Genomic DNA, 15,624 nt, shown 5'->3' with positions numbered 1-15,624 from the left:
GTCAGCGTGGATCCGCTGACGCTGGGCGAGGCGTACCAGGCTTCGCGTGATCCTGTGGTGCGCCGCGCGTTCGGCGAGCATTACACGCCGGAATCAGTGGTGCTCCGCACGCTGGGTCCGCTGTTTCTCGACTCGCTGCGAGCTGCGAGCGACCTGGATCGGATCGCGGCGGTGCGGTTCCTGGATCCCGCCTGCGGCTGCGGCAACTTCCTCGTCGTCGCCTACCGCGAGCTGCGTCGGCTCGAACTCGAGATCCTTTCCCGGTCCGGCACCGCTCCCGTTCTGCCGCGGGTGCGGCTCGAAAACCTTTACGGCATCGAAGTCGACGCCGGCGCGGCGCGTATCGCGTCCGAGGCGCTGCGTCTCGTCGAGCGCGACTGCAATCGTGAATTCTCCGACCGCTTCGGCGTCGAGGTGCCGCCCGGGTCCCCCGCGACGATCGTCGTCGGGAACGCGCTGACCCTCGACTGGGCGTCGGTCTGCGCACCGTCGTCTTCGCTGTTCGTGGCCGGGAATCCACCTTTCATCGGGACGAAGGAACGAAGCGCCAACCAGACCGCCGATCTCCGTGCGGTCTGGGGTCCCCGCTACTCCGGGCTGCTCGACTACGTGAGCGGATGGTTCGCGAAGGCCGCGGCATATTGCGAAAGTGACTGGGCTTTCGTAGCGACGAACTCGATCGTCCAGGGCCAAGGCGTCCCGACGCTGTTCGGAGCGATGTTCGACGCCGGCTGGCGAATCGACTTCGCCCATCGCCCGTTCACCTGGCCCGCAGCCGCAGTTCATTGCGTGATCGTCGGCTTCACCCGAAGGCCGGTCTCGACGCCCCTCAACGCGTATCTGGTCGACGGCCCCGACGTCCTGGTGACGCCGCGCCGCACACCCCTCGCCCCCGACCTGCCGCCGGTGCGAGCCGGCTCCAAAGCGGTCGACTGGGGTTACCTGACCGTCTCCCCCACCGACTACGCCGAGGTGGCCGCCGACCCGATCGCGTCGTCGTTTCTGCGTCGCTATTGTGGCGGCGAGGAATTGATAAATGCGCTGGACCGCTGGTGCCTCTGGTTCGACGGCGCACCGCTAGATCTGCTGTATCGTTCGCCGCTGCTGGCAACACGGCTCAACGCAGTGCGTGACCTCCGCCTGTCCAGCCCCAAAGCCGCCACCCGAGCCGCCGCCGTGACCCCACATTTGTTCCACGAGCGCCGCCAGCCCTCGGTGCCGTACCTGGGCATCCCCCAGACCTTCACCGACAACCGCGCTTATGCGACCGCCGCCTATCTCCCACCAGAGGTAATCGCCTCGATCAAACTGTTCACGGCTCCGGATCCGGACGGCTTCTTGTTCGCGCTCATCTCCTCGGCCGCGTTTCTAGCGTGGCAGAAGACTGTCGGTGGTCGCATGAAATCCGACCCGAGCTTCACGAACACGGTGGTTTGGAACACCCTTCCGCTCCCTCCGGTCCCTCCGGAGGCACGACACCGAGTCACCGCTGCGGGTAAAGGCGTGCTCTCTGCGCGGAAGCCGAACGCATCACTCGCGTCCCAGTACGCCCCAGACACAATTTCGGCGCGTCTGCTCTGCGCCCATCAAAAACTGGATGCCCTGGTAGACCACCTCTTCGGCGTGACCGAGCCGAACGACCGAGCGCGACAAGCAGCCCTACTCACCCGATACGCTGAACTGACGGCGCGCCGAAGCTTCTCCCGCTGATCAAGGTCGGCCACATGGGCCGCACTCTCGTCCGCTCAATCGAACATCCTGTAGCAATAGTCGCTACGCTTGATTTGTTCATCCTCATTTCGCAGCGATCAATTGCCAGTTCTTTATGTCGACCAGCTTTCGCTCCGAGGATCTTGTTGATCACTGGATCCATATGCGCGATTCAAAATCAGCTCAGAATTTAGACCGCACCCAGGCCCGTCCCCTCGTTCCAGCACGAAATGCCTTCGGGAAGATGGGGCGCGAGTCGACTCGGCGCCTGCGCGGGGTAGCCCGCGGCCACCGACTGCGGGAGTCATCCGAACACGAGTCTCGAGCCTGGCTCCAACGGATCGACCGGCACCAGCCTTGCAACTGAGAAAGCCCCGCGGCCATCGGCTACGGGGCATTCGCGCTGCTCACAAGGGAGCCGCCTCCGGGAATCGAACCCGGGACCTACGCATTACGAGTGCGTCGCTCTGGCCGACTGAGCTAAGGCGGCAACGTGCGACACCAGTGTAGCGGGTCCTGCTGCAGCCACCGAATCGGTAGGCCCTCCGGCTCGCACCCCGTACGGTGGACGTATCCCCGTCATGGCCAGGAGCCGCCAGGAGCTGCCGGATGGACCACACTACGGAACGCCTCCGCTACATTCTGTTGACCGCCCCTAACGGGGACGAGCTGGCGGCACGAGTGAGCGAGGCTCTCGACGAAGGCTACGAGTTGTACGGATCGCCGGCGATCACGTTCGACGGTGAACACATGCTGGTGGCCCAAGCGGTAGTCCTACCGGCCTACGCGGCCGGCCGCTACCGCCGCCCGTAGCACCAGGCGCCAGAAGCCAGCGCCAGAAAGCCGACGCCGGAACACCCGACGCCGGATCACCCGACGCCGGGCCACCGGCGCTCGGGAAAGCCAGCGCCAGCGCAGGAACCGAACAGCACGAAAGGACACACGGGGTTGCGACGGGGGTCGTGGGCACGATCAGGGCTGCGCGGAGTCACCACCACCGCAGTGACGGCACTCGCGCTCCTCGCGGCGAGCGCTCTGCCGGCTCACGCCTGCGACTGCGTGCCGCTCACGCCGCGCGAGGCCGCTGCGGAGGCGAGCGTCGTCTTCGTCGGCACGCCGACCCAGCGGCTGGGTCAGCCCGACGAAGGCTCACCCGACCCGGTCACCTACCGCTTCTCGGTCGAGCGCGTCCTCAAAGGCGAGGCCGGGCCGACGCTGAGCGTGAGTACCAACAACAGCGGGGACGCGTGTGGCGTCGACTTCCGTATCGGCGACCGGTACGAGGTGTACGCGCTCGACGCCGACGGCACGCCGTTCGCGACCCGGTGCGGTGGCACGCACCGGATCTTCTAGGAGGAGCAGATCATGCCGGTCGAGGGCATCATCGCCGCGTTAGGAATCATCGCTGTGCTGATCGTCGCGATCGTGCTCGTCTCGCGGTCCCGCCATCGCGAGTGAGAACAGGCCGTAGGCCGCAATCGAGTGGGCGTCGCGCAGCTCCCCGGAGCGGATCATCTGCTCGAGTGACGACGCCGACACCCACTTCTGACGCATGTCCTGTTCAGACACTTCTCGCGACGGGGCGCCCGCCACCAGATCGGACGCCAGATACACGTCGAAGTACTGGCTCATCACGCCCGGTGCCGCCTGCAAGAACCCCAACCGCGTCCAGGTACGAGCAGTGAACCCCGTTTCCTCGGCCAGCTCCGCCTGAGCGAGCGCCAAACCCGAGCCTCCCGAAGACCCCGGCGGCCAGCCGCCTTGCGGGAACTCCCAGCAGCGCTCCTGCACGGGATAACGGAACTGCTCGACCAGGTGGAACCCCGCACCGTCCCACGGCACCACGAGCGCGAAATCGCGCTTGTCGATGACCCCATAGATGCCGGTCGAGCCGTCCGGCCAGCGCACCGTGTCTTCCCGGACGCTCAGCCAAGGGTTCTGATAGGCGACGCGGGTATCGACCTGCTCCATACGAGCAATTATCCCTCGTAGGCCTGTCGCGACTCACACACCTCGGCCCGGCTGCACGAACAGCGCGATCCGTCCTCGTCCAACCGCACGGCCAACGAGTCGCTGGGCACCGACCGGCCGACGACCCGCCCGTCACCGGAAGGCGTGGAAACCCGGGCCCCGACCGCCGGTGCTGACGCAGAAAACGCCTGGTAGAGCGGGTGCTCGTACTTCAGGCAGCACATCAGACGCCCGCACGCCCCGGAGATCCGCATGGGATTCAGCGGCAGGTCCTGATCCTTCGCCATCTTGATCGTCACCGGCTCGAAGTCGGTCAGGAACGTCGAGCAGCACAGGTCACGCCCACACGACCCGATTCCACCCTGCGCCTTCGCGGCGTCACGCGGGCTCAGCTGGCGTAACTCGACCCGCGCCGACAGCGTCGCCCCCAGGTCGCGAACCAGTGATCGGAAGTCCACCCGCTGCGGCGCGGTGAAGTAGATGGTGGTGCGGTTGGCGTCCAAGGCGTGGTCGACCGCGACCACTTTCATCGGCAGCTCGTGCTCCCGGATCAGCCGCTTCGCGGCCACCTTCCCCTGCGCCTTCTTCCGGCGCAGGATTTTGTCGCGGGAAAGGTCCGAATCGGAGGCCATCCCGACGAGCACCGGGAACCCGGAGGTCTCTTCCGAAACCCAGGTGGGTGCCCACACGCATTGGGCGACCTCGGGCCCGTCGTCCGTCGACACCAGAACGTGGTCGCCCACCGCGGGAGCGAACGCTCCCGGGTCCGCGTAGTAGAGACGGCCGTACCGGGCGAAGGTCACCGCGCACAGCATCCCCATGCGCGCACAGTACCGGGCGCTACCCCTCAGGTGGGGCTATTCGGACAGCAAAGAGTAGACAGTACGCCACTTATCGCCCACCGACCGTGACGACGCGCCAGAAGCCGTCGTTAATTTGCCCGTACTGTCCCCTCCGGAGAACAGGGTCTCTTATGCGCCAGTGGTCCCGCAGAGCGGCAGGATTGGCTCTCACGGCCGTCTGGGTAGTCACGATTAATACCGGCGGACAAAGCACCATGAGCACCAATGTCGCCCACGTCGAAAAGACGTCGTTTTCTGCCCACGCGTCCGCGAACGTCCTGCGTCTTGCGAATTCTGACGCCGGGCCGCACGCCACCGCACTCAACGGACTGCGGCTGGGCACGTCGACCGCCAGCGTCGACACGGATCAGTCGACCGCTTCGGCCACCCAACTCATCGGACCACCCGGGGCGCCGCTGACCGCGGCCACGCGCCGAGCCGGTGACAACGACGAGGAGTCGGGAACGGTCACCCGGTCGAACTCGGGCGTTGAACTGCCCTTTCTGACGCTGGGCGCCAGCCGCCTGACCGCGACCGCGAACTGGGGCCGACCGGACAGTCCGATCGCGCTGAGCTCCGCACTCGCCCGCCCCGGCGAGCTGGTGTTGCGCCCGGAGGACGACGAAGCCTTGATGCAGGTCTGGCGGGGCAGCCAGACCCGCACGCAGACGCAGCTGGTGGCGGTCGCCGGACAGTCGACGCTGGGCCTGCGCACCACGGCCAAGGCCGAGCTGTCTGCGGTCACGCTCTTCCGCGGCACCGCCACCGAGATGACGATCCGGTTCCTCCGCGCACCGTCGCTGATGGCCGTCGCGGCCGGGACCGAGCGCACCGACGTCCGGTACGTGCCGCCGGTCGTCGCGGTGACCGCGTCTCAAGGTCGTAGCTACCGGTTGGACGAGGCCGGCGAGAGCATCGAGGTGCCGCTGGACGGCCCCGGGTGCTGCAACCGCGTCGTACGCGTCCGACTCGGCACCGTCCGCGAGCGGGTCGGCCACACCAGCGTCGACGCCACCGCCGCGGCCGTGCGCCTGCAGATCATCGGCGCGGAGGACCGCCTCCTCGACGCCACGATCGGCGACCTGGACGTGTCGGCCCACGTACCGAACGGCGGCCTGGGCCAGTCGGCCCACGTACCGATCGGAGGCCAGGGCGAGACGCGCACCCCGTGCCGGCCGTGCGACACCGACGAGCCCGTCGAAACCGACGAGCCCGTCGTCGAGCCGCAGGAGGAGATAGTCATCCCCGGTGCACTGACTCCCCGCGAGGACATCGCTTCGGAGGCCGCGTCACCGCAGCCGATCGCGCCCAGCCCGTCCGAGGCGGCCACCCCGCAGGAGGCCCTGCCCCGCACCGGCGCCAGCCTCCCGCTCATCGCCGCAATCGGTCTCGCGCTGCTGATCGTCGGCTGGATCGTCGTCCGGGCCGTTCGTCGCCGAGCCTGACCACCGGAACCGGCGCTCGACGAGAACGTGCACCGCTCAGCCTTCGAACAGCGTCACCATCAGCGCTTCGATCGCGATCAGCGGCTTCACGTTCTCGTCGAGCGCCGTGCGGCACTTCAGCACGGCCTCGATACGCCGCAGGATCGACTCCGGCTCCCAGCGGGCCGCCGCGGCTCGCACCATCTCCTCGACGTCGATGTGCACGAGCGGGACCGACGCGCCGAGCCGCACCATGAGGACGTCGCGGTAGAACGCCGCCAGGTCGACGAGCGCGCGGTCGAGCGCGTCCCGCTGCACCCGCGTCGTCCGGGACTTCTGCTTTTTCTCCAGGTCTTTGATCTGCCCGACGGTGCCGCGCGTGGCCGCTGCGGCGCCTTTGCCGGTGCCGCCGGCGCCGAGCGCGCGCTCGAGTGCGGCTTTCTCGTCGGCGTTCTGCGTCTCGGTGGCCGCCGCGGCTTCCTCGTTGGACGCCGCGATCAGCGCGGCGGCCGCGTTGTAGCAGGCCGCGATGCCGGTGAGGGAGCGCGGGATCGCCAGCACGGCTCGGCGCCTGGCTTGCGCGTCGGGGTCACGCGCCAGCCGTAGCGCGCGGCCCACGTGGCCCTGGGCGACGGACGCGGCCCACCGCGCGGTCGTCTCGTCGACGTCGTTGCGGCGCGTCAGCAGGCCGGCGACCGCTTCCGCCGACGGCACCCGCAGCGGGACGACCCGGCTGCGGGAGCGGATCGTGACCGACACGTCGTCGGGATGCGCCGAGGGCGCGCACAGGAGGAAGACCGTGCGGTCGGTCGGTTCCTCGATCGCCTTCAGCAGCGCGTTGGAAGCCCGCTCGTGCAACCGGTCCGCGTCTTCGATGAGGACGATCTGCCAGCGGCCTCCCGACGGTGCGCTGGCCGCGCGCAGCACCAGCGACCGCATCTCGTTGACGCTGATCCAGACGCCTTCGGGGGCGACGACGCGCACATCGGCGTGCGTGCCGGCGAGCGTGGTGTGGCACTCGTTGCACTCGCCGCAGCCGCCGCGGGGGCACTGCAGCGCGGCGGCGAACGCGCGGGCGGCGACGGATCGCCCGGAGCCGGGCGGGCCGGTGAACAGCCAGGCGTGGGTCATCTCGCCGGCCGCAACGGGCTCGCCCGCGACGATGCGCCCGGCGGCGGCCGCAGCCCGGGCCAGCACCGTGACGGCTTCGTCCTGCCCGATGACGTCCGTGAAGACGCCGGGCACCAGAGCGACGGTCATCGCGCCTCCGCCGAAGAACCAGGATCGGTCTTCGATCCTATGTCGCCCCCACCTTCGTCCGGCCGAGCCTCCGCAGCCGGCCCGGTGGCCGGCCCCGCAACCGGCCCAGCCTCCGGCCCCGCAGCCAACCCATCGGCCAGCCCGGCCGTCGGCCCGGCGGCCGGGCCGGCCTCGGCCGTCGACCCGCTGGCCGACGCGGGGGCCGCGCCTGGTGCGTCAGCCGCGACGCTGCTCGAGGCGCCCACCGAAGCCGGCACCGCGGGAGCTTGCGGCAGCGGCTCGTTGATGTCGGGGTGGACCTTCAGCAGCGGCGCGACGCGCACCTTGATGCGGTCGGCGAGCATCCCGGCCGAGCTCCCGGCGTCGAGCACCAGGTACCGCCGCTGATCAGCGGCCGCCCGGTCGAGGAAGGCCCGCCGCACCCGCTGGTGGAAGTCCATCGACTCCGCCTCCAGCCGGTCGGCCACGCCCCGGTTGCCGACCCGCGTCAGCCCGATCGACGGATCGACGTCGAGCAGGATCACCAGGTCGGGGACGAGCCCGGCCGTCGCCCACCGGGAGAGCCACTCGACGTCCTCGGTGGCCAGGTCGCGCCCGGCGCCCTGGTAGGCCAGCGACGAGTCCACGTAGCGGTCGCACACCACCACCGCACCGCGCGCCAGCGCCGGCCGGATCACGGTGGCGACGTGATGTGCCCGGTCCGCCGCGTACAGCAGCGCTTCCGAGCGGGACGACGGCGCGTCGTCCCGGTGATCGAGGATCAACGAGCGGATCTCCCGCCCGAGCGGTGTCGCGCCGGGTTCACGCGTGGACACGACCTCGAAGCCGCGCCCGGTCAGCCAGTCGGTGAGAGCGCGTGACTGGGTCGATTTCCCGGCCCCTTCGCCGCCCTCGAACACGATGAACAGCCCGTCACCGGAGCGGTCCCCCGCGACGGGCAGCGAGTGCCCTCGGAGCGTCGAGTACAGGTCCCGTAGCAGCGGAACACCTGGTTTGTCATCCATTGCCCGGAATGAGAGCACACTCGCGATGATCGCCAACAGGCCGCTCACGAACAGCAGCACGCGCGCGGCCGAAAAATCCAGGTCGAAGGCGCCGATCGGAATCTTCCGCCCGCCGCCGACCCCGACGAGCAGTGACGAGACCGCGATCGCGAGCAGCAGCACCACCCGCACGGTGGACTGGACGAACGCGAACACCCGCCCGCGCATCGCGTCGGGCACCTCGGCGCCGAGCAACGTGGTTCCGGCCAGGTACGCCATGCCGGCGCCGGCACCGGCCAACACGGTCAGCGGAATCGCCATCGAGAGGTGCAGCGAGAACGGCAGCACCGCGACCGCCAGCCCGGACAGCCCGATGCTCGCGCAGAACCAGCGCCGCCGGGACAGGCCCCGCACCAGCGACGGCCCGAGCCCCATCCCACCGGCCAGGCCCACGAACAGCGACCCGAACAGCAGGTAGAACGTCGCGTCGCCACCGCCGAGGCCACGGGCGAAGAACTGCCCGACCCCGACGACCACGCCACCGGCGGCGAACGCGCCGAGGATGCCGAGCACCAGCCCGCGCACGAGCGGCGTCCGCCCGGCGTACTTCCACCCGTCGAGGAGAGCGGTGGGCAGGCTCGGCTCGGGCACCCCGGCCGGGCCGGACCGGCGCAGCCGGCCCTCGCCGGTGCTGATCTCGCGGATGGTGAAGACGACCACCGCGGCGACCAGGAACGTGAACGCGTTCAGGTACAGCGCGGCGTCGTTGGGATCCAGGCGCAGCCGGGACGGATCGTCGCGGACGAGCGACAGCAGCAGCCGGTTGAGCCCGGCGCCGATGAACACCGCGAGCAGCGGTGTGACACCGTAAGTGACGATGAGGCTGAGCTGGTTGGCCGCCTCCAGCTGATCACGCGGGACGAGATTCGGAACCGACGCCTCTTTCGCCGGGTTCCAGAACATCCCGACGACCTCGATCACGAACGTCGCGACGAGCGCCCACCCGACCGCGACCGGCGCCGACCCCACGACGGCCACCAGCGGGATCGAGGCGAACAGCACGAACCGCACCAGGTCGCAGACGACCATCGTCAGCCGCCGGTCGAACCGGTCGGCGAACGCACCGGCCAGCGGGCCGAGCACGATCGTGGGTAACAGCCGCGCGATGACGACGCCGCCGAACGCGAGCCCCTTCGCGGTCGGGCCGCTCACCTGGCCGGCCGCGAACAGGCTGGTGGCGAGCAGTCCGAGCCAGTCACCGAAGCTGGACAGGCCGAACGTGAGCCACAACCGGCGGAAGGGCCGGTTACGCAGGACCGCTTTGATCTGCGACGAATCGGTCGCGAGCGGCCTGGGTTCGGGAGGGCCGGGTGGGCCCGGGTCCGCACTGATGGCTGCTACTCCTGGCTACGTGGGGTTGGCCGGCGGTCAAAGCGTAACCAAGCCCAGGTAGCCCGAGCGGTTTTACGTCCAAGCGCTCCCGAGGCTGTGGAAAACCTGACGCGGGCTGTACGACATTCGGACTCCTCTACGCAACGGAACGACGGTCGCGCCCGCCCCGGCGCTCGTCTCCGCCATTCTGCCGTGGTCGCGACCCTCCGTGACGGCTGGGACGGAAGGGTCTGCGGTGACTGGTCAGTCATTGGCGCCAGATGGTTATCGCGCTCCGCCCGATCGGCCGATCAGACCAGTGACGTGCAGGTATGCCGCTTATCGCGGCATTTCCACTGCAATTCCGGCCAATGCTTCCGATTGGCTATCTGGAGTTGATACCGACGCTCTGGAGGCGGGCAATGGCCGGCGAACCGTCGACGGTCCCCAGTCACTACGTCCACCGATCGATCCGGGTGACGCCCGCCCGCCAGGCTCCCGACATCCCGGCCTACCTGTACTTCGGCGGCATCGCCGGGGCGTCGGCCGGGCTCGCCGCGCTGGCCGAGCTGACCGGTGAGCGGCGGCTGGCGGCGGCGTCCCGGTACGCGACCGCGGGCTGCGCTCTGGCCGCGGTGGCCGCCACGGCCCGTGACCTCCGCCGACCGCAGCGGTTCCTGGCCGGGCTGCGCGCGCCCGACCCGAGCTTCCCGCTCAGCCTCGGGACGTGGCTGGTGCTGCCGTTCGCGGGGCTCGCGATCGTCACGGCCGGGGCGGAGCGGGCCGGCTGGCGGCTGGCGGCCGGTGTGACCGGCGCCGCGGCCGGCGTGCTGGGGCCCGCGGTGTGCACGTATACCGCGGTGGCGCTCGTCGACACCGAGGTGCCGGCCTGGCACGAGGCCTATCGGGAGCTTCCGTTCCTGTTCGCCGGCAGCGGCATCAGCGGCGCGGCCGGCATCGCGCTGATCGCGACGCTGAGTGGGGATCCCGCCCCGGCCCGGCGGCTGGCGGTGGCGGGAGCGGCGATGGAGTTGGCCGCCACGGCACGGCTGCGGGCCGCACCGGGTTCCGCCGGCGTCTCGTTCCGCGGCGGCACCGCCGGACGTCTGCTGACCGCCGCGGCCACGCTCACCACGGTCGGCGCCGCCCTGGCCGTGCTCGGTGGCTTCGCCACCGGCCGCCGCCCGGCGATCGGACGCTGGGCCACCGCCGGAGCCGGCCTCGCACTGCTCACCTCCGGAGCCCTGAGCCGGCTGAGCGTCCACTACGCCGGTCAGCACAGCGCCGAAGCCAGCCGATTTGGTAACGTTACTTAAGCGTAGTTTGCGCCTATTTGCACGGGGGAGCGATGCCCACCGACCCGATCCACGGGCACCACAACCCCGGGCTGGTCCGGCCGCACCCTCCCCTGCCCGGCACGCCGCTGCTCGACCTGCTCGCCGAACCCACCGAAGAGCGCCAGGCCCCACCGGAGCCCTCCGGGCGCGACCCGATCGCGTTGGCGCTGGCCGGGGTCGCGGCCCTGTTCGCCACCGTGGCGCTCGGCGTCGCGGTGCTGACCTGGCTGAGCATGTCCGACCTGCAGACGATCGTCGCGATGTCGGAGGCGGACCAGTCGGACACCGGCCAGCAGCCGGCGCCCTCCGGACAGGCCGTCGCCCCGCTGCCGGGACAGCCGCTTCCGGACGATCAGTTCGCGGGCCCGACGCTCGGCGTCACCGGCTACTCCCAGGCCTACCGCGGCCAGGCGCTGCAGCTCACGCTGCCGCCCTGCGGCTCCACGATGACCCGCTACGTCGACCTGGACGAGCCGAGGGTCGACGCCGACGCCTCCCGCGCCGACCTGTTCTACAAGCCACGGATGGGTTGCTACGGCACCCCGCAGCTGCACTTCGTCAGCGGGGTGACCGCCGCGGTGGTGACCCGTCCGACGATCCGGCCGGCGCAGTGCGCCACGAGCATCAAGAACGCGCCGGCCGACAACCCGATCGCCATCGACGGCACCAAGGTGGTCTGCGTGCTCACGTCGTCGGACAAGGCGATCGGTGAGGACATCACGCAGAAGATGGTCGTGCTCGTCATCACCGCGCCCAGCGCCAACGGCCAGAGCACGGTCCGCGCGTCGGCCTGGAACGCCACCAGCTAGAACTAGGGCATGGCAAACCGGGGTCGTAAGAACAAGGCGACCGGCCCGCAGCCCGGCACCCACCAGCTGACCGACGTCACCGCCGAGATCGTCCGCGACCTGGACACGGAGGCGGGGTGGATGCTCCTGCTCGACGGCGTCCCGAACTCGTACCTGGATCTGGACGACCCCACCCACCTGGAGTTCGAGTACCAGCAGTGGATGGGCCGCGCGGTCGACGTGCACGCGCCCGAGGCCGACGTCCTGAGCTTCGTGCACATCGGCGGCGGCGCGTGCGCGTTCCCGCGGTACGTGGCTGCGACCCGGCCCGGCGCTCGCCAGCTGGTGGCCGAGTACAACCCCGAGCTGATCGCGCTGATCCGCGAGGTGTTCGGCATCCGTACCGGACCCGGTCTGCGCATCCGGGCCGGCGACGGCCGGGACGTGCTGGCCGGCCAGCACAGCGCCTCAGCGGACGTCGTCGTGCGTGACGCGTTCGTCGGGCCGGTCGTGCCGCCGCACCTCACCACGACGGAGTTCATGACCGACGTCGCCCGGGTGCTGCGCCCGACCGGCCTCTACCTGGCCAACGTCACCGACGGGCCGCCGCTGGCGCTGGCCAGGGCCGAGGTGGCGACGGCGAGGAGGACGTTCGAGCACGTCGCGCTGGTTTCGGAGACGCCGGTCCTGAAGGGACGTCGGTACGGCAACCTGGTGCTGATGGCCTCGCCGTCGCCGCTGCCCACCGGCGACCTGGCTCGGCTGCTGGCCCGTTCGGTCGCGCCGACCCGCGTGCTGGAAGGCCCGGACCTGGAGAAGTTCACGGCCGGCGCGGTGGTGACGACCGACGAGTCGCCGCTGGTACCGCCGGCGCCGCCACCGCACCTCATCCGCTGAGCGGCACCTGGGCGAAGGCCCGCCCGATGAACGTCAGCGCACCCGGCGCCTTCGCCCGCCAGAACGTCGCGTCGTGGCAGCCCGGCGACTCCCGCACCCGGGCCTCGGGCATCGCGGCCTTCACCGCGGGCATGACCGCCGCGTTCGGGTCGTGGGTGCCGTAGTCGACCCGCACCGGCACCCCCGCCAGCGCCGCCCCGTGCGCCAGCACGTCGTACCGGCTCCAGTCCGCGGCCGAGTCGAACGCCGACGCGCTCTCGCGCCGCGCGTCGGCATAACTGCGCCAGATCGCCGGGCCGCCGACCGCGCAGGCCGCCACCCGGGCCGCGTTGAGCTCGGCGAACAGCAGCGCGCCGTACCCACCCATCGAGTAGCCGAGCAGTCCGATCCGGCGGCCGGCCCCGGTCTGCAGCCCTCGACCGGCCAGCAGCGGGAGGAACTCGTCGGTGAGCATGCCGAGCGGGTCGTCGCCGTCGGCGCGGGGGTGCCAGTAGCGGGGACCGCCGTCGACCGCGGCCAGCGCGAACGCCGGAACGCCGTCGGCGACGACGTCGGCGAGGTAGCCGGGCAGGGCGATCTCCGGGCCGAGGACGCGCTCGTCGCCGCCGTGGCCGTGCAGCACCAGGCAGACCGGGAGCGAGCTGCCGACCGCGAACCCCGGCGGGTACGCGATCCGGTACCGCACCGCGGCGCGGCGATGCGCCGACCGGAACTCCCCGCCGATGACGTCACCGGGCTGCGCCTCCGGGTCCGGCGCGTACACGTCGCAGGCTCCCAGCGCACGGCGGAGCTGGGACTCACCGGGCACGACACCGGTACCGACCAGGCCGACACCTCCGGCGGCGAGCAGCCCGAGTCCGGCGACTCCCGTGCCCAGTACCGCCCGTCTGCTCACCACCTGAGCAGACTAATGCGGCATATCCTCCAAATCAGTCCCGTCGGGCGCACCGCAGGGCCAGCTGCGCCAGCCCGTCGGCGTCCAACCCGGGCCAGCCGTGGACGACCGTGCGCCACTCGGCCGGCACCGCGGACGCGCCGTGCGCCGCACCCAGCAGCGCCCCGGCGATCGCGGCCACCGTGTCGGTGTCTCCCCCGCCGTTCACGGCGGCCTCGATCCCGCCCCGGAGACCCTCGCCACGCACGATCGCCGACCAGGCCCCCTGCAACGCTCCGACCACCCAGCCCGACGACGACGCGAACGCCGACGGCGGCCGCGCCTCGGCCTCGGCGATCCGCTCCGCCCAGTACCCGTCCGGGTCGACCCGCGGCAGCCCGACCCGGACGTCGAGCTCCCCGGTGCCGATCGCGTTGTCGATCGCCAGGCACCAGAGCGCGCACGCATCCGCGGCCACCGGGTCGTGGTGGGTCAGCGCGCTCACCGCGCGGGCGGCGTCGACAATGGCCTCGGCGTCACCGAGGTGGGCCAGCGCGACCGGCGCCGTCCGCATCAGCGAACCGTTCCCGGCCGTCCGCCCGGAGCGCGCGTGCAGTTGCGCCCCGATCTCCCGGAGCCGCGCCGCGCCGCCGCCACGCCCGGCCGCCTGCGAGAGCAGCGCGCGCGTCTGCGCGCCGACGTCGGTCGCTCCTCCGCCGAACCAGTCCTCGACGAACCCGGTCGCGATCCGGTCGAGCGCTTCCTCCGTGCGCAGGTCGAACCCGTCGGCGGCGACCCTGGCGACGACCACGGCCATCTGGGTGTCGTCGCTGTACTCCCCCGGCGCGTATCCGCCGTACCCGCCCCCGAGCATCTCCGGCTTGCCGTCGGCCGGGCCGCGCTGCTCCGGCTCGTACGCGACGCCGAGCGCGTCCGCACAGGCGGCGGCCAGCAAGGTACCGATGATCCGATCGTCCACTGTCCAACAGTAACCGGACCATCCCTTTTAGAATTCAGCAACCGATAAGACCTGTAAGCCCCGTTCGCGACTTGCGTTACTGGTGATCAGTCTGAGACGGTCGCCAGAGGTAGTCCCTGCACGACTAAGAGTGACTATCGAGAACACCGGGAGATAGTCGTGACGTACAGCGGTTACAGCCGAAAGCAACCGCCACCGATTGACCCCCCGCCGCAGGCGCGGGTCCGCACCTACTGGCGTGGCTGCGTCCAACTCTGGCAAGCCCATCAACCCGACGCCAACGGACGGTGCGCCGCCTGCGGTCGTCAGGGAGCCTGCCCGACGCTCACCGCCGTCGACGCGCTCCTCGCGGACGCGCTAGGACGCTCGTCGGACTGACCCGGTACGTTTCCGCAGCGGGCGATCTTGGTAGATCCCGTAGGGAAGCGGAACGCTGGAGGCGGGCAATGACCATCCTGGGCATCGACATCGGCGGGTCGGGCATCAAAGGCGCACCGGTCGACCTCGACACCGGCGCTCTGACCGCCGAGAGGTACCGGCTGGAGACGCCGAAGGGCGGCGCGCCGGACGACATGATGCCGGTCATCGCCGAGGTCGCGAAGCAGTTCCCCGGCGACGGCCCGATCGGCGTCACGTTCCCGGGCGTTGTCGTTCGCGGCGTCGTCAAGACCGCCGCCAACCTGAACAAAGACTGGATCGGCGTCGACGCGGGCACGGTCTTCACCGAGCTGACGCACCGGCCGGTGACCGTTCTGAACGACGCGGACGCCGCCGGCGTGGCCGAGATGGCGTTCGGCGCCGGCCGCGACCGGAAGGGCACGGTACTGCTGTTCACGTTCGGCACCGGAATCGGCAGCGCGCTCTTCCGCGACGGCGACCTGGTGCCCAACACCGAGCTCGGTCACGTCGAGCTGCACGGCAAGGACGCCGAGCTGCGTGCCTCCGACCGGATCCGCGAAGAGTACGACATGAGCTGGAGCAAGTGGGCCGGCCGCGTCAACGAGTACCTCAGCCACCTCGAGATGCTGTTCTCGCCCGACCTGATCATCGTTGGCGGCGGCGTCAGCAAGAAGGCCGAGAAGTGGCTGCCGGAGGTCAAGGTCAACGCCGAGATCGTGCCGGCCACTCTGCAGAACAACGCCGGCATCGTCGGCGCGGCGATGGCCGCGGCCACCGTCAAGTAACGCA

At 70.5% G+C, this 15,624-nt stretch carries 14 protein-coding genes and 1 tRNA gene; 8 read left to right on the top strand and 7 right to left on the bottom strand.

The genetic code is table 11. The annotated features are described in order from the left end of the window. The first annotated feature begins 6 nt into the window (after nucleotides 1-6). Nucleotides 7-1,710: a DNA methyltransferase gene (locus tag CRYAR_RS01770; protein ID WP_051569602.1), complete on the top strand. Its 1,704-nt coding sequence runs from the start codon at nucleotides 7-9 to the stop codon at nucleotides 1,708-1,710. Between the two features lie 416 nt (nucleotides 1,711-2,126). Here CRYAR_RS01770 and CRYAR_RS01765 read toward each other — a convergent pair. Further along, nucleotides 2,127-2,200, bottom strand: a tRNA-Thr gene (locus tag CRYAR_RS01765). 191 nt (nucleotides 2,201-2,391) lie between these two features. Between CRYAR_RS01765 and CRYAR_RS51180 the strand changes: the two genes are divergently transcribed. Together CRYAR_RS51180 and CRYAR_RS01755 are read left to right on the top strand one after the other, a co-directional pair. After that, the gene (locus tag CRYAR_RS51180; RefSeq protein WP_245620372.1) at nucleotides 2,392-2,523 is read left to right on the top strand and encodes a DUF1737 domain-containing protein; all 132 of its coding nucleotides are present in this window, start codon (nucleotides 2,392-2,394) and stop codon (nucleotides 2,521-2,523) included. Nucleotides 2,524-2,712: 189 nt separating this feature from the next. Further along, nucleotides 2,713-3,063, top strand: coding sequence for a hypothetical protein (locus tag CRYAR_RS01755; protein ID WP_035847899.1), 351 nt, complete (start codon nucleotides 2,713-2,715; stop codon nucleotides 3,061-3,063). Nucleotides 3,064-3,102: 39 nt separating this feature from the next. Here CRYAR_RS01755 and CRYAR_RS01750 read toward each other — a convergent pair whose 3' ends face one another. Then, the gene (locus tag CRYAR_RS01750; RefSeq protein WP_051569601.1) at nucleotides 3,103-3,681 is read right to left on the bottom strand and encodes an NUDIX hydrolase; all 579 of its coding nucleotides are present in this window, start codon (nucleotides 3,679-3,681) and stop codon (nucleotides 3,103-3,105) included. 8 nt (nucleotides 3,682-3,689) lie between these two features. After that, nucleotides 3,690-4,502 carry a PSP1 domain-containing protein gene (locus tag CRYAR_RS01745; protein WP_035847898.1) on the bottom strand — a complete coding sequence of 271 codons (813 nt, stop codon included), beginning with the start codon at nucleotides 4,500-4,502 and terminating at the stop codon, nucleotides 3,690-3,692. Between the two features lie 236 nt (nucleotides 4,503-4,738). Here CRYAR_RS01745 and CRYAR_RS01740 point away from each other — a divergent pair, with 236 nt between their 5' ends. Then, nucleotides 4,739-5,968: an LPXTG cell wall anchor domain-containing protein gene (locus CRYAR_RS01740; protein ID WP_035847896.1), complete on the top strand. Its 1,230-nt coding sequence runs from the start codon at nucleotides 4,739-4,741 to the stop codon at nucleotides 5,966-5,968. A 36-nt stretch (nucleotides 5,969-6,004) separates the two neighbouring features. Here CRYAR_RS01740 and CRYAR_RS01735 read toward each other — a convergent pair whose 3' ends face one another. Next, nucleotides 6,005-7,192 (bottom strand): DNA polymerase III subunit delta', encoded by a 1,188-nt coding sequence (locus CRYAR_RS01735; RefSeq protein WP_035860059.1) that lies wholly within the window; start codon nucleotides 7,190-7,192, stop codon nucleotides 6,005-6,007. Nucleotides 7,193-7,203: 11 nt separating this feature from the next. Beyond that, complete coding sequence (gene tmk, locus CRYAR_RS01730; RefSeq protein ID WP_281174675.1) at nucleotides 7,204-9,504, bottom strand: dTMP kinase; 2,301 nt, start codon at nucleotides 9,502-9,504, stop codon at nucleotides 7,204-7,206. 479 nt (nucleotides 9,505-9,983) lie between these two features. Between tmk and CRYAR_RS01725 the strand changes: the two genes are divergently transcribed. The 3 genes from CRYAR_RS01725 to CRYAR_RS01715 are packed head-to-tail and all read left to right on the top strand — an operon-like array spanning nucleotide 9,984 to nucleotide 12,583. Continuing rightward, nucleotides 9,984-10,877 (top strand): polysulfide reductase NrfD, encoded by an 894-nt coding sequence (locus CRYAR_RS01725; RefSeq protein ID WP_051569599.1) that lies wholly within the window; start codon nucleotides 9,984-9,986, stop codon nucleotides 10,875-10,877. Between the two features lie 32 nt (nucleotides 10,878-10,909). Next, complete coding sequence (locus tag CRYAR_RS01720; RefSeq protein WP_051569598.1) at nucleotides 10,910-11,707, top strand: hypothetical protein; 798 nt, start codon at nucleotides 10,910-10,912, stop codon at nucleotides 11,705-11,707. Nucleotides 11,708-11,716: 9 nt separating this feature from the next. Beyond that, the gene (locus CRYAR_RS01715) at nucleotides 11,717-12,583 is read left to right on the top strand and encodes a spermidine synthase (RefSeq protein ID WP_035847891.1); all 867 of its coding nucleotides are present in this window, start codon (nucleotides 11,717-11,719) and stop codon (nucleotides 12,581-12,583) included. On the opposite strand, the gene CRYAR_RS01710 is transcribed toward CRYAR_RS01715, so the two are convergent. Both CRYAR_RS01710 and CRYAR_RS01705 read right to left on the bottom strand, forming a co-directional pair. After that, nucleotides 12,573-13,481: an alpha/beta hydrolase-fold protein gene (locus tag CRYAR_RS01710; protein ID WP_051569597.1), complete on the bottom strand. Its 909-nt coding sequence runs from the start codon at nucleotides 13,479-13,481 to the stop codon at nucleotides 12,573-12,575. The two genes, CRYAR_RS01715 and CRYAR_RS01710, sit on opposite strands and share 11 nt — an antisense overlap. A gap of 31 nt (nucleotides 13,482-13,512) precedes the next feature. Continuing rightward, on the bottom strand, nucleotides 13,513-14,436 hold the full coding sequence (locus CRYAR_RS01705) for an ADP-ribosylglycohydrolase family protein (protein ID WP_035847888.1): 924 nt from the start codon (nucleotides 14,434-14,436) through the stop codon (nucleotides 13,513-13,515). Nucleotides 14,437-14,882: 446 nt separating this feature from the next. On the opposite strand from CRYAR_RS01705, the gene ppgK reads away from it, so the two are divergent. Then, on the top strand, nucleotides 14,883-15,620 hold the full coding sequence (gene ppgK, locus CRYAR_RS01700; RefSeq protein WP_035847886.1) for a polyphosphate--glucose phosphotransferase: 738 nt from the start codon (nucleotides 14,883-14,885) through the stop codon (nucleotides 15,618-15,620). The last annotated feature ends 4 nt before the right edge of the window (nucleotides 15,621-15,624 follow it).

Origin of the sequence: Cryptosporangium arvum DSM 44712, assembly GCF_000585375.1 — a bacterium.
GTDB lineage: Bacteria > Actinomycetota > Actinomycetes > Mycobacteriales > Cryptosporangiaceae > Cryptosporangium > Cryptosporangium arvum.
The sequence above is the reverse complement of the archived record's forward strand: the minus strand, read 5'-3'. Positions and strand labels throughout refer to the sequence as shown.

Excerpts from the sequence above, each read along its gene's own strand:
- CRYAR_RS01725 (WP_051569599.1), top strand. The coding sequence starts at position 9,984 with ATGGCCGGCGAACCGTCGACGGTCCCCAGTCACTACGTCCACCGATCG.
- CRYAR_RS01745 (WP_035847898.1), bottom strand. The coding sequence starts at position 4,502 with ATGGGGATGCTGTGCGCGGTGACCTTCGCCCGGTACGGCCGTCTCTAC.
- CRYAR_RS01715 (WP_035847891.1), top strand. The coding sequence starts at position 11,717 with ATGGCAAACCGGGGTCGTAAGAACAAGGCGACCGGCCCGCAGCCCGGC.
- CRYAR_RS01720 (WP_051569598.1), top strand. The coding sequence starts at position 10,910 with ATGCCCACCGACCCGATCCACGGGCACCACAACCCCGGGCTGGTCCGG.
- CRYAR_RS01740 (WP_035847896.1), top strand. The coding sequence starts at position 4,739 with ATGAGCACCAATGTCGCCCACGTCGAAAAGACGTCGTTTTCTGCCCAC.
- ppgK (WP_035847886.1), top strand. The coding sequence starts at position 14,883 with ATGACCATCCTGGGCATCGACATCGGCGGGTCGGGCATCAAAGGCGCA.
- CRYAR_RS01750 (WP_051569601.1), bottom strand. The coding sequence starts at position 3,681 with ATGGAGCAGGTCGATACCCGCGTCGCCTATCAGAACCCTTGGCTGAGC.